Origin of the sequence: Pseudoalteromonas luteoviolacea NCIMB 1944 (genome assembly GCF_001625565.1) — a bacterium.
Taxonomy (GTDB): domain Bacteria; phylum Pseudomonadota; class Gammaproteobacteria; order Enterobacterales; family Alteromonadaceae; genus Pseudoalteromonas; species Pseudoalteromonas luteoviolacea_F.
In genome coordinates this window covers 147807-160758 of the sequence record NZ_AUXS01000053.1, presented here as the reverse complement: position 1 = coordinate 160758, position 12952 = coordinate 147807, and the positions used below count along the sequence as shown (strand labels likewise).

13 protein-coding genes are annotated in these 12952 nt (G+C 43.5%); all 13 read left to right on the top strand.

The window, feature by feature from the left end; genetic code table 11:
• Window positions 1-80 precede the first annotated feature (80 nt).
• The 13 genes from N483_RS20045 (at window position 81) to N483_RS19985 (ending at window position 12952) form a co-directional block, all read left to right on the top strand.
• Window positions 81-446 (top strand): response regulator, encoded by a 366-nt coding sequence (locus tag N483_RS20045; protein ID WP_036975591.1) that lies wholly within the window; start codon window positions 81-83, stop codon window positions 444-446.
• Window positions 447-741: 295 nt separating this feature from the next.
• Complete coding sequence (gene thrA / locus N483_RS20040; protein ID WP_023398515.1) at window positions 742-3159, top strand: bifunctional aspartate kinase/homoserine dehydrogenase I; 2418 nt, start codon at window positions 742-744, stop codon at window positions 3157-3159.
• Window positions 3160-3168: 9 nt separating this feature from the next.
• On the top strand, window positions 3169-4098 hold the full coding sequence (gene thrB, locus N483_RS20035; RefSeq protein WP_023398516.1) for a homoserine kinase: 930 nt from the start codon (window positions 3169-3171) through the stop codon (window positions 4096-4098).
• Between the two features lie 9 nt (window positions 4099-4107).
• Window positions 4108-5394, top strand: a complete 1287-nt coding sequence (gene thrC / locus N483_RS20030) for a threonine synthase (protein ID WP_023398517.1) — start codon at window positions 4108-4110, stop codon at window positions 5392-5394.
• A gap of 254 nt (window positions 5395-5648) precedes the next feature.
• On the top strand, window positions 5649-6905 hold the full coding sequence (gene glyA, locus N483_RS20025) for a serine hydroxymethyltransferase (protein ID WP_023398518.1): 1257 nt from the start codon (window positions 5649-5651) through the stop codon (window positions 6903-6905).
• Between the two features lie 163 nt (window positions 6906-7068).
• Window positions 7069-7518, top strand: a complete 450-nt coding sequence (gene nrdR, locus N483_RS20020) for a transcriptional regulator NrdR (protein ID WP_023398519.1) — start codon at window positions 7069-7071, stop codon at window positions 7516-7518.
• Window positions 7518-8633, top strand: coding sequence for a bifunctional diaminohydroxyphosphoribosylaminopyrimidine deaminase/5-amino-6-(5-phosphoribosylamino)uracil reductase RibD (gene ribD / locus N483_RS20015; RefSeq protein ID WP_023398520.1), 1116 nt, complete (start codon window positions 7518-7520; stop codon window positions 8631-8633). The genes nrdR and ribD overlap by 1 nt, the downstream gene beginning before the upstream one ends.
• Window positions 8634-8641: 8 nt before the next feature.
• On the top strand, window positions 8642-9298 hold the full coding sequence (locus tag N483_RS20010) for a riboflavin synthase (RefSeq protein ID WP_023398521.1): 657 nt from the start codon (window positions 8642-8644) through the stop codon (window positions 9296-9298).
• A 35-nt stretch (window positions 9299-9333) separates the two neighbouring features.
• Window positions 9334-10446 (top strand): bifunctional 3,4-dihydroxy-2-butanone-4-phosphate synthase/GTP cyclohydrolase II, encoded by a 1113-nt coding sequence (gene ribBA / locus N483_RS20005; protein ID WP_023398522.1) that lies wholly within the window; start codon window positions 9334-9336, stop codon window positions 10444-10446.
• 115 nt (window positions 10447-10561) lie between these two features.
• Window positions 10562-11026 (top strand): 6,7-dimethyl-8-ribityllumazine synthase, encoded by a 465-nt coding sequence (gene ribE, locus N483_RS20000; protein ID WP_023398523.1) that lies wholly within the window; start codon window positions 10562-10564, stop codon window positions 11024-11026.
• 11 nt (window positions 11027-11037) lie between these two features.
• A complete protein-coding gene (gene nusB / locus N483_RS19995; RefSeq protein ID WP_023398524.1) occupies window positions 11038-11448 on the top strand; it encodes a transcription antitermination factor NusB in 411 nt (136 codons plus the stop codon).
• A gap of 44 nt (window positions 11449-11492) precedes the next feature.
• A complete protein-coding gene (thiL, locus tag N483_RS19990; RefSeq protein ID WP_023398525.1) occupies window positions 11493-12458 on the top strand; it encodes a thiamine-phosphate kinase in 966 nt (321 codons plus the stop codon).
• An 8-nt stretch (window positions 12459-12466) separates the two neighbouring features.
• The gene (locus N483_RS19985; protein ID WP_023398526.1) at window positions 12467-12952 is read left to right on the top strand and encodes a phosphatidylglycerophosphatase A; all 486 of its coding nucleotides are present in this window, start codon (window positions 12467-12469) and stop codon (window positions 12950-12952) included.

Genomic DNA, 12952 nt, shown 5'->3' with positions numbered 1-12952 from the left:
TGGATGTTGATTATTGTGTTATAAGATTAGAACAACAATAACGTTTATTTGTTACTAGAACAATAAAGATTTACCTTCTTATGAGCTATTCCGTGTTAGTGTGTGACGATTCAACTGTTGCACGTAAGCAAGTTGTGCGCTGCCTGAACACACACTTAGATGTTGAGGTTTGTCAGGCTAAAAACGGCCAAGAAGCCGTCGAAATATTGCAAAATTCGCAAATTGATTTGCTCTGTCTTGACCTGACCATGCCGATATTGGATGGGATAGGTGTGCTTGAGGCGATCAAGGCACTTAAAATTGAAACTTTTGTGGTTGTGATCTCGGCAGACATTCAGGACAAAATGAAAACAAGGGTGGCACAATTGGGGGCTTTAAAATTCCTTGAAAAGCCAGTCAAATCAGAACAACTTATGTCTTTACTTAACGAATATGGTATTCGTTAGATAAGTATTTCACTTTCCAGTACGTATCTTGAACTTTTTGCATATTTAATTTCTATTTATCGACTTGACAGATTGGCCAAAGATCGGGCAGTCTAAGTCCTGTAAATATTTTTTAAGCAAAAACTAATCTTAGGTTGACGTAAAAACCATGAACCCAATTACATGTAACGTGACAATTATTATTACGACCACCATCCATACTGGATAGTGGCATAGGTCCGTGCATATTTAAAAAAGGCCTGTGCTCACCAAGAGCACAGGCCTTTTTCGTTTCTGGAATGAGGAAAATTGAAAAATGCGAGTTTTAAAGTTTGGAGGCTCTTCACTGGCAGATATAGCATGTTTAAGTCGCGTGCAGTCTCTGATCCTGAATTATGGCAGTGAGAAAGCGGTTGTTGTGCTATCAGCTCCTGGAGGTATGACTGATAGTTTGGTCGAATTGGTTCAAATAGCTGCGCGCGGCGACGATTATGCTGCACAGTGGGATGCACTAGAGTCGCGCTGTGTGGCCCTTAAACGCGAAGTTGAATCACAATATGGAGAGGTTTTAGGTTGGCCTAAGTTGGACTTACTCAAACAACAATTGCAGGGTGTCCAATTGCTTAAACAGTGCCCAGCATCGGTCAATGCTTTTGCGATTAGCTTTGGTGAACGAGTAAGTGTTTCTCTTATGGTTACTATGTTGAAAGCGCATGGTGCCTGTGCTTTGGATGCGACAAGTTGTATCAAGACTCACGCCCAATACTTAGATGCCGAAGTTGACTTGGATAAAACTCGTGAAGCTGTTAGCCAGCAAGTGGCTTCTGAAGACTCAGGTATTTATATCATGGCCGGGTTTACCGGTAGCAATGCTGCAGGCGAGCTGACAACACTGGGTCGCAATGGGTCTGATTATTCAGCGGCTGTAATGGCCGCAAGTCTCAATGCCGATATTTGCCAAATATGGACGGATGTCGATGGGGTGTATAGTGCGGATCCTAGGCTGATTAAGAAGGCCACCAAAGTTGACCGCCTTTCATATAAGGAGGCGATGGAGCTTGCCTATTTCGGAGCAAAAGTGTTGCACCCTAAAACAATCTTGCCATGTGCTAAAGCCAATGTCCCATGCGAGATAAAAAACACTCATGATCCGGATGTGCCTGGATCTTTAATCTCTTCTGACGGCACAGGTGATGCGCCTGTAAAAGCACTATCAAGTTTGGATAATCTAGCTATGCTGACGGTGTCTGGGCCGGGTATGAAAGGCAAAGTGGGTATGGCTGCAAGAGTGTTTGGCGCACTGGCTAATGACAATGTGTCGATTGTCCTGATCACACAGTCGTCATGTGAGTTCAGTATTAGTTTTTGTGTGTATGAACAGGATTTAGCCTTGGCACTCAATGCGTTAGAGGCGGCATTTACATTGGAGACGCACGCGGGACTTATTGAACCTGTTGAAGTACGTAAAAAGCTCGCCATCGTAACTTTGGTCGGTGACAATATGAAGTCACACAAAGGGCTTGCTGCTAAATTCTTTGCCTCTTTGGCACAAGCTCAAGTAAACGTGGTTGCAATTGCACAAGACTCTACGGAAAGTGCGATCTCTGCTGTTGTTTCAGGTGAGTTGTGTAAAGACGCAATGAAAGTTTGTCATGAGAACTTCTTTACTCATGTTCCTTCCATAGACCTCTTTTTACTGGGTTGTGGCCTAGTCGGCAAAGAGTTAATCAAACAACTCGAAAAGCAACAAGACTGGCTGGCAAAACGCAATATCAAGTTAAATCTTTATGGTGTGTCGAATTCGAAACAGTGCTTTTTAAGTAAAGAGGGTGTTGATTTCGAACAGTGGCAAAGTCAACTGGCGCAAAGTGAGGCCAGATTTGACCTGAATAAATTAGAACATTTTGTCAAAGTGAATCACTTGATTAATCCAGTTATTGTTGATTGTAGTTCTTCTGAGCAACTTGCAGATCAATACGCAAACTTTTTAAATGCAGGGTTCCATGTGGTAGCCGCCAATAAGAAAGCCAACACTGGCGATATGGCGTATTACCATCAGCTGAAAAATGCAGCACAAGGTTCTGGTAGGAAGTTCTTATATGAAACTAACGTTGGAGCAGGGTTGCCAGTTTTAGACAATTTGCAGTTATTGTTTGGTGCAGGTGATGAATTACTGTCTTTCAACGGTATTTTATCTGGTTCTCTGTCATACATGTTTGGGGTGATAGAAGATGGTCTCAGCCTGTCAGAAGCAACCGCGAAAGCGAAGCAAAATGGTTTCACAGAGCCAGATCCGAGGGATGACCTATCAGGTACTGATGTGGCGAGAAAGCTATTGATCATTGCTCGTGAGGCTGGATTTGATTTGGAGTTGAATGATATTCAAGTTGAACCAGTGGTCTCTGAGGAATTTGCGCAGGGCAGTTCAGTTGATGAGTTTATGGCTCGTCTGCCTGAATTGGATGCGACATTCTCTGATCGGGTTCAAAGCGCTGCCAGTGAAGGTAAAAAGCTACGCTATGTTGGCAGCATTCAAGACGGCAAATGTAAAGTGGGTATAGAAGCGGTGGACGCTAGCCATGCGTTGTTTGATATACGTGATGGAGAAAATGCACTGGCAATTTTGAGTCAGTATTATCAGCCTAAGCCATTTGTGATCAGAGGTTATGGGGCGGGCGCAGAAGTAACGGCCGCAGGCGTATTTGCCGATATCTTAAAAACACTCTCTCGTTAGGAGCGCAACATGAGAAAATTTTATGCGCCAGCCTCAATTGGGAATTTTTGCGTTGGATTCGATTCGCTTGGTGCAGCGATTGCGCCGATTGATGGTCAGTTACTGGGCGATGTGGTTAGTATTGAAGAAGCTCAGCGAGATCAGTTTAGCTGCGTTGGTAAATATGCCCACAAATTGCCTCAAGAAGCACAAGATAACCTCGCTTTTCAGTGTTTAACACATTTTAGATCGCATGTGAAAGCTGATATGCCTAGCCTGTCATTGACTCTTGAAAAAAGGTTGCCGGTCGGCTCTGGGCTAGGATCTAGTGCTTGTTCCGTTGTTGCAACATTTGCAGCGTTGAATGCTTTTGCAGGCACACAGCTGTCTCAAATTCAAATGATCGAGTTGATGGCTGATTTTGAAGCTAAGGTGAGTGGGGCTCGTCACTACGATAATATCACGCCATGCTATTTGGGAGGGCTCCAGTTGACGGCTGAGTTGGTACCAAATCGGGCATTGGCTTTGCCAGTTGACCCTAATTGGTACATTGTGGTGGCCTATCCTGGTTTTGCTTTAAATACTGCAAAGGCAAGAGCAGTGTTACCGCCAGAATTGAAACTTGGAGACAGTGTTGCTTTTGCACAACGATTGTCAGCATTTTGCGCGCTGCTACAACTAAATAGATTTAGTGAGGCAGTATCGCTTATGCAAGACTCAGTGGCAGAGCCTTGTCGAGCAGAGTTGATTGATGGATACGCTGATGCCAAGTTGAGCCTACCTGAGCTAGGTGCGAGCGTAGTGAGTATATCAGGTGCAGGCCCAACATTATTTGCTCTGTGCCCAACATTAAACGTGGCCCATCAATGCCAGTCTTGGCTAGAGTCGAATTATTTAAATGAGCACGGTTTTAGCCATATCTGTCAGCTGGACAGTGCAGGTACCAGAGAATTGGTTTAAGGAATTGATATGAATTTAGTAAATCTAATGGACCCTCAGCAGCAGGTTTCATTTACAGAAGCGGTTAAAATCGGCTTAGGCCGCAACCAAGGCGTTTTTTTCCCACAAAATCTAGTGCCACTCGAGGATATTAACGCACTATTGGCTATGCCATTTCAAGCGCGTAGCAGCCGTATATTGCAGCATTTGATTGGTGATGAGCTACCTAGCGATACATTGGATGCCATGGTCAAAAGTGCTTTTAACTTTCCTGCGCCGCTGGTGGAAGTGGAAAGCGGTACTTATTGTTTAGAGTTGTTTCATGGTCCAACATTGGCGTTCAAAGATTTTGGTGGACGCTTTATGTCAGAGTGCATTAGCTTGTTTAATCAAGGTGAGCGTGTCACCATTTTAACTGCCACCAGCGGTGATACAGGGGCAGCTGTTGCCCATGCATTTTATGGCAAAGAAAATGTTGATGTAGTGATTTTATATCCTAAAGGCAAGATATCACTCGCACAACAAAAGTTGTTTACTACACTTGGTGGCAATATTCATTGTTTCGCAGTAGATGGCAGCTTCGATGACTGCCAGGCGCTGGTAAAACAGGCGTTTTTGGATGATGAAGTTAAGTCTCAGCTAGGGTTGAACTCAGCCAACTCAATTAATATCAGTCGGTTATTAGCCCAAGTGTGCTATTACTTTGAGGCATTTGCACAATTAAAAGACTCGCAACGCGAGCAGGTTCATGTATCAGTACCGAGTGGCAATTTTGGCAATGTTTGTGCTGCCATGATAGCGGCTGCAATAGGGTTACCTGTTAAAAAGCTTAGTGCGACGACTAATCAGAATGATACTGTACCGCGTTATATCGAAACAGGAAATTGGTCCCCAAATGCTACGCTCGAGTCATTGTCTAATGCTATGGATGTGAGTAAACCTAATAACTGGCCACGAGTTGAAAGTATGCTTAATGGTAACTCTTTTGCTAAAGATGATTTTTATTCATGTTCGGTTTCAGAATCTCGCACCCAAGAAGTGATGAAGGAAATCAATAAACTTGGTTATATTGCAGAGCCGCATACGGCAATAGCCTATGAAGGTCTACGCTTAAACCATGCAGAAAATGAAACAGGTATCTTTTTGGCTACAGCGCATCCAGCTAAATTTAAAGAGTCTGTTGAAGGTGTTCTAGAACAACAACTTGAAATGCCAGAAGTCCTTGCAGCTGCGCTGGCAAAGCAGTGTTTAGCTGAATCAATTAGTGCCGACTACGAGGGGTTAAAGAAGCGCCTTTTTGAAAAGTTAGTATCATAACCGCAGCTGATTAAACTATTTGTGCATACAGTAAGTAACAATGGGTGAATGTATGCACATTTTATTTTTTAATGAAAAAATCAATTTACATAATATTTTTTTATATTTAAATAAAAAAATATCATCCCTTAAACACTGTGAAATAAATTCAATCCTTGCTTAAATATGCTCACGCAGATTTCGTAGGCAATTGGATGTAAATTGCGTACAATTGCATTCGGTAAATTTAATCATACGTGCACCTAGGAGAAACCATGTTAGAACGTAACATGAATATTGCAGATTTTGACCCTGAACTATTTAACGCGATCCAATCAGAGACGACTCGTCAAGAAGAGCACATTGAGCTAATCGCATCTGAAAACTACTGTAGCCCGCGTGTTTTAGAGGCTCAAGGGTCACAGCTTACAAACAAGTACGCAGAAGGTTACCCAGGCAAGCGTTACTATGGTGGTTGTGAACACGTTGATGTTGTAGAACAACTTGCAATTGATCGTGCATGTGAACTATTTGGTGCTGATTACGCAAACGTACAGCCACATGCTGGTTCACAAGCAAACGCAGCGGTATTCCAAGCTCTACTTCAGCCACATGACACTGTGTTAGGTATGAGCCTTGCACACGGCGGTCACTTGACTCATGGCTCTCACGTAAACTTTTCAGGTAAGACTTATAATGCAATCCAATACGGTCTAAACGAAGAAACCGGTGAGATCGATTATGCACAAGTAGAAGCGTTAGCACTTGAGCACAAGCCAAAGATGATCATTGGTGGTTTCTCTGCATACTCAGGTATTGTTGATTGGGCTAAGTTCCGCGAAATCGCTGACAAAGTAGGCGCATACTTACTTGTAGACATGGCACACGTAGCAGGTCTAGTTGCGGCTGGTGTATACCCTAACCCTGTACCTCATGCGCACGTTGTGACAACAACTACGCACAAAACGCTTGCTGGTCCGCGTGGTGGTTTAATTGTATCAGCTTGTGGCGATGAAGATGTTTACAAAAAGCTAAACAGTGCAGTATTCCCAGGTGGCCAAGGTGGTCCTTTATGTCATGTTATTGCGGCAAAAGCAGTAGCATTCAAAGAAGCGTTAGAGCCTGAGTTCAAGACTTACCAAACTCAAGTTGTTAAAAATGCACAAGCTATGGTTGCAGTACTTCAAGAGCGTGGCTACAAAGTTGTTTCTGGTAAAACAGATAACCACCTGTTCCTACTAGACCTAATTGATAAAGATATCACAGGTAAAGACGCTGATGCGGCGCTTGGTCGTGCAAATATCACTGTTAACAAGAACTCAGTACCTAATGACCCGCGCTCTCCATTTGTAACGTCAGGTCTACGTATTGGTTCTCCTGCGATCACTCGTCGTGGCTTTAAAGAAGCAGAAGCGGGTGAACTGGCAGGTTGGATCTGTGATGTACTTGACAACATCAATGATGAATCAGTGCAAGCAGAAGTAAAAGAAAAGGTAAAAGCTATCTGTGCTAAATTGCCTGTTTACGCATAATTACACTCACAATTTGCGTTATTTTTGATATTATAAAGGCCGCATTTATGCGGCCTTTTTATTTTCTGTCATCCTGCGCAATTGAACACGCGTAGTTGCCATTGAGTGGCATTGATGATTTTCAAACACGCCGCATTAATAGACTACCTAACAGTGAGAATATATGCATTGTCCTTTTTGTACGGCAAAAGATACCAAAGTAATTGATTCGCGATTGGTGGCATCAGGCCATCAAGTGCGTCGCCGTCGCGAGTGTATAGTTTGTCATGAGCGCTTTACGACCTTCGAAGGCGCTGAATTATTGATGCCAAGAGTAATCAAACAAGATGGCACCCGAGAGCCTTTCAATGAAGATAAGCTGCTCAATGGGTTACACCGTGCTTTAGAGAAGCGCCCCGTTAGTACAGAACAAATAGAAGAAGTTGTACATCAAATAAAATCTCAGATCCGAGCAACCGGAGAGCGTGAAGTAAACAGCAAAATGATTGGTGAATGCATTATGGAAGCACTTAAAAAGCTGGATAAAGTCGCTTATGTGCGTTTTGCCTCGGTGTATCGCAGTTTTGAAGATATCAAAGAGTTTGGTGAAGAAATTGCGAGGTTGGGTGACTAATGGAGTTTTCGCAGGCCGACCATGACTATATGGCAATGGCCATTGAACTTGCTAAGCAAGGACAGTACACGACAACGCCTAACCCGAACGTCGGCTGTGTCATCGTAAAAAATGATCAAGTGATAGGGCAGGGGTTTCACATACAAGCGGGTGGTCCCCACGCTGAAGTACACGCGCTGCGACAGGCTGCTGGAAATACCCATGGAGCCACTGCATATGTAACATTAGAGCCGTGCAGTCACTATGGCCGTACTCCACCGTGTGCAAAAGGGTTGATAGATGCGGGCGTAAAAAAAGTAATTTGCGCTATGGTGGATCCTAATCCACAAGTTGCCGGTAATGGTTTGAAAATGTTGGAAGAAGCTGGGATCGAAACAGCATTTGGCTTACTTGAACACGAAGCGCGTGCGCTGAATAAAGGGTTCCTAAAAAGAATGGAAACCGGTAGGCCTTATGTGATTGCAAAGCTGGCCGCGAGCTTAGATGGAAAAACAGCCCTGCAAAATGGCCAAAGCAAATGGATAACTGGTCCGCAGGCGAGACGGGACGTACAAAAATACCGGGCACAAAGTTGTGCCATATTATCAGGTGCTGATACGGTGTTAATGGACGACGCTAAACTTAATGTGCGCGCTGGTGAATTTGAAGATTTTGACAAGGTTTCTCAGTTAGCAAAGCTGCGTCAACCAATTCGAGTGATCATTGATTCGCAAAATCGTTTACATCCAGCGCTCAACTTGTTCAGCTGTGGATCAAAAGTCATTATTTTTCGTTCCAAACTTGATAATCAGCATCAGTGGCCTCATTTCGTAGAGCAAGTATGTTTGCCCACTGTAAATGACAAACTTGATCTTAGAGCTGCGCTAACATATTTAGCCCAGCAAAATGTGAATCAGATATGGCTTGAAGCCGGTGCGACATTATGTGGCGCAATGCATGAACAAGTCCTCATCGATGAATATATCATTTACGTGGCGCCAAAAATTATCGGCGAAGGCGGCAAAGGTTTGTTTAACAGCTCGGTATTGACTGAAATGGGTCAGATCGCTGAGCTTGAAATTACAGAATGTGCGCAAGTAGGCACAGATATTCGCATTAATGCGACTAAAAAATAAGAGAATTTATGTTTACAGGCATTATTGAAGCAACCGGCACATTATCAGAGCTAACACTAAAGCAAGGCGACTTAAGTGTTAAAGTAAAATCCCATAATTTAGATATGGCAGATGTAGCACTGGGTGACAGCATTGCGACCAATGGTGTTTGTTTAACCGTAGTAGAAAAATACAGTGATGGTTTCAGAGCTGACGTGTCAAATGAAACGCTATCACTGACACGATTTGGTGAGTATCAAGTTGGTCAAAAGGTGAATTTAGAAAAAGCACTGCAGCCTGTCTCACGTCTTGGTGGGCATCTGGTTTCGGGTCATGTAGATGGCATTGCAACCATTGTTTCTGTTGAAGCGAACGCCAGAGCGACAGATTACTGGCTATCGGCACCTGAAGAGTTATTAAAATACATACCCTACAAAGGCTCTGTGGCCATTGATGGGATCAGCTTGACAGTAAATGCCATCGAGGGCAATAAATTTAAACTCACCATCGTGCCTCACACGGCGCAAGAAACCACTATCGCAGACTTTAAAGTCGGTACTTTGGTGAACTTAGAAGTTGATCAAATTGCAAGATATTTGGAACGTTTAATACAAGGTAGCAAAACGACTTCCAGCGAATCGACTCTCACAACCAGTTTGTTGGCACAAGCTGGCTTTATTAAGTAATTGGCCATTCAAACAAAGTAAATAATGGGAAAATTATGAGCTTAAATAGCGCAAAAGAAATCATCGAAGACATTAAAGCCGGTAAAATGGTGATCTTGATGGACGATGAAGATCGAGAAAATGAAGGTGATTTAATCATCGCGGCTGAGCATATTACGCCTGAGGCGATAAACTTTATGGCGACTTATGGCCGAGGTCTTATTTGCTTAACTATGACGCAAGAGAGATGTCAACAGCTCGACCTTCCGTTGATGGTTAGAAATAACGGCGCTCAATTTTCTACTAACTTTACTATGTCTATTGAAGCTGCAAAAGGCGTAACAACGGGGATTTCGGCTGCTGATAGAGCGCGCACAGTGCAAGCTGCTGTTGCCAAAGGCGCTGTACCTGAGGATATTGTTCAGCCAGGTCATATTTTCCCTATCATGGCGCAGCCGGGTGGTGTTTTAACACGCGCTGGGCATACTGAAGCTGGCTGTGACCTAGCTCGCTTGGCAGGACTAGAGCCGTCGTCTGTGATTGTTGAAATTCTTAACCCTGACGGCACTATGGCAAGACGCCCAGAGCTAGAAGTGTTTGCCAAAGAGCATGACATTAAAATTGGCACAATTGCGGATTTGATCGAATATCGCAACTTAAATGAAACTACCATTGAAAAAGTAGCTCAGTGCAAATTGCCAACAGAGTTTGGTGAGTTTGACCTTGTTACTTATAAAGACACCATTGACAATCAACTTCACTATGTATTGTTAAAAGGCGAAATAAAAGAAGACGAACCGACGCTAGTACGTGTTCACTTGCAAAGCACGTTCAATGACATTCTCCTATCGGATAGAAGTGCAGACCGTAGCTGGACTTTACATGGCGCAATGAAATATATCGCCGAACACCAAGGTGCATTAGTGATCCTTGGTAAGCATGAGCAAACAGAAGATTTGGAGCAACTGGTCAAAGCGTTTGCTGCCGAAGATCAGGGTGAAAAGATTAACTACCGCAAATTCCAAGGCACTTCTCGTACTGTAGGTGTTGGTTCGCAGATTTTGGCAGATTTAGGCATTCAGAAAATGCGTCTAATGAGTTTGCCGAAGAAATATCACGCACTATCAGGCTTCCATTTGGAAGTTGTCGATTACGTAGAGCCGAAATAATCTCGGTCTTCACTTTTTACACCTACTGTCTTGCTGGACAGTAGGTGTTTTTCTTTAAGATGTGCTATTATGCGCGTCAATTTGGCTATTGCTAATACTGATCAGGAATCATCTAATGAAAATAATTGAAGGTAACAAGTTCGCACCAGGTAAAAAATTTGCCATTGTCATTTCTCGTTTTAACGATTTCATTGGCAGCAGCTTATTAGAAGGTGCTGTAGATGAATTAAAGCGCACAGGTGGCGTGAAAGAAGAAGACATCACAGTGGTTTATGTACCAGGTGCCGTTGAGTTACCTCTTGCAGCTAAACGTGTTGCAATGAAAAAAGAGCATGATGCTATTATCGCGCTAGGCGTTATTATTCGCGGTGGCACACCACATTTCGATCTGGTTGCCAACGAGTCAAACAAAGGACTAGCAAGCGTTTCATTAGATTACGATATTCCAGTTGCATTTGGCGTATTGACAACAGAAAGTATTGAGCAAGCTATCGAACGTGCGGGAACCAAAATGGGCAACAAGGGCGGTGAAGCTGCACTTGGTGCACTTGAGATGGTTAACGTACTTGAGCAAATTTAAGAGGAATCTCAGTGAAACCAGCAGCTAGACGTAAAGCGCGTGTGCTTGCATTGCAAGCTGTCTACTCATGGCAGTTAAGTGGCAACCCGATTGCTGATATTGAACAGCAAATGCTAATCGAAAATGACGTATCAAAAGTTGATGTAGAGTATTTTAAAGATTTAGCACGTGGTGTTGCAGTAAACCATAAACAGTTGGATGAAGCGATTCAACCTCACCTATCTCGTCCATTTGACGACTTAGACATGGTTGAGTTAGCGACTTTACGCGTAAGCGCGTATGAGCTTAAGTTCCGTGAAGATGTGCCTTATAAAGTGGCCATCAACGAAGGGATTGAACTGGCCAAAATTTTTGGTGCAGAAGACAGCCATAAATTTGTAAATGGTGTGTTGGACAAAGCAGTTAAGAAAATCCGCAAATAATCAGAATCATGAGGAGAGCCGGCGTTGGCCGGCTTTTTTAATGTATGAAGGAATTTGAGTTAATAAATCATTACTTCAAAGGCAGAGGCATAACTCGCCGTGATGTTGCCGTTGGTATTGGTGATGATTGTGCTGTTGTTGAAATTCCAGAGAATTGTCAACTTGCAGTGACCACAGACACCTTAGTCGAAGGTGTACACTTTTTCCCCGACATTCCACCAAGAGCGTTAGGTCATCGTGTATTGGCTGTTAATCTTAGCGATTTGGCCGCAATGGGGGCTGAACCTACTTGGGTATCAATAGGTTTAACTTTGCCTGATGTCAATATGGCCTGGTTGGAAGAGTTCACTGAAGGTCTACATGAAATCGCTGAATACTACAATGTACAGTTGATCGGAGGCGACACGACTCAAGGACCTCTCACTATCACAATTTGCGCCAAAGGAATTGTGCCAAAGGGAAAAGCATTGACGCGTTCTGGTGCCAATGTGGGTGATTGGATTTATATTACTGGTCCAGTGGGAGATGCGGCTTTAGCGATTGAATCTCGAAAACGAGGTATAGCATTAAGTCCAGATCAAACCAAGCGTGTTGTCGAAAAATTACATTATCCAAAACCACATGTGGCGGCTGGACAAGTGTTGAGAGGCTTGGCGACTTCGTGCATCGATATTTCCGATGGTTTGCTGGCTGATTTACAACACATTGTAGAGCGCTCAATGGTTGGAGCGGATATTGATGTAGACAAAGTTCCTGTATCCGATGATTTACGTGCGGTGGAAGATCAAGCACTTATTGATATGCTAAGTATGTCGTATGGTGATGACTACCAATTGCTCTTTACAGTAAACGACAATAACAGAAGTGCCGTAGAGGCAAGATTAATGCAGTACGGTGTCGAAGCGACCTGTATTGGACAAATAACTAATACTGTAGGCGAAATAGAGCTCTACAAAAATGGCGAGAAATACTCTATTCCAGAGCAAGCTGGCTATGAACACTTTAATTAGGAGCGAGCTTGGATAAGTCGTTAAAATTCAATCTCAAACGCCCACATCAATTGTTTGCATTGGGGTTTGGTACGGGACTTGCCCCCAAAGCCCCAGGAACAGTCGGTACTTTGGCTGGTTTGCCTTTTATTTTTGCCACCATGACGCTACCAATATGGTTTCAGGTTTGCCTCGCAGTATTGATGACGATATTTGGGGTTTGGGTATGTGGTAAAACGGCTCGGGACGTTAATGTACATGACCACCCTGCCATTGTATGGGATGAGGTCGTAGGTTTTTATATTACAATGATTGGAGCTGCGATCAGCTGGCAGTCATTGTTGGTCGGCTTTGCACTGTTTCGTTTCTTCGACATCGCAAAACCTGGGCCGATCCGCATGCTGGATAAGAAGCTACATGGTGGCCGTGGGATCATGGCGGATGATGTTTTAGCTGGTATTTTTTCATTGATTTGTATCCAAGCTTTGTTTAAAACAGGGGTCCTAGGCGGCTAA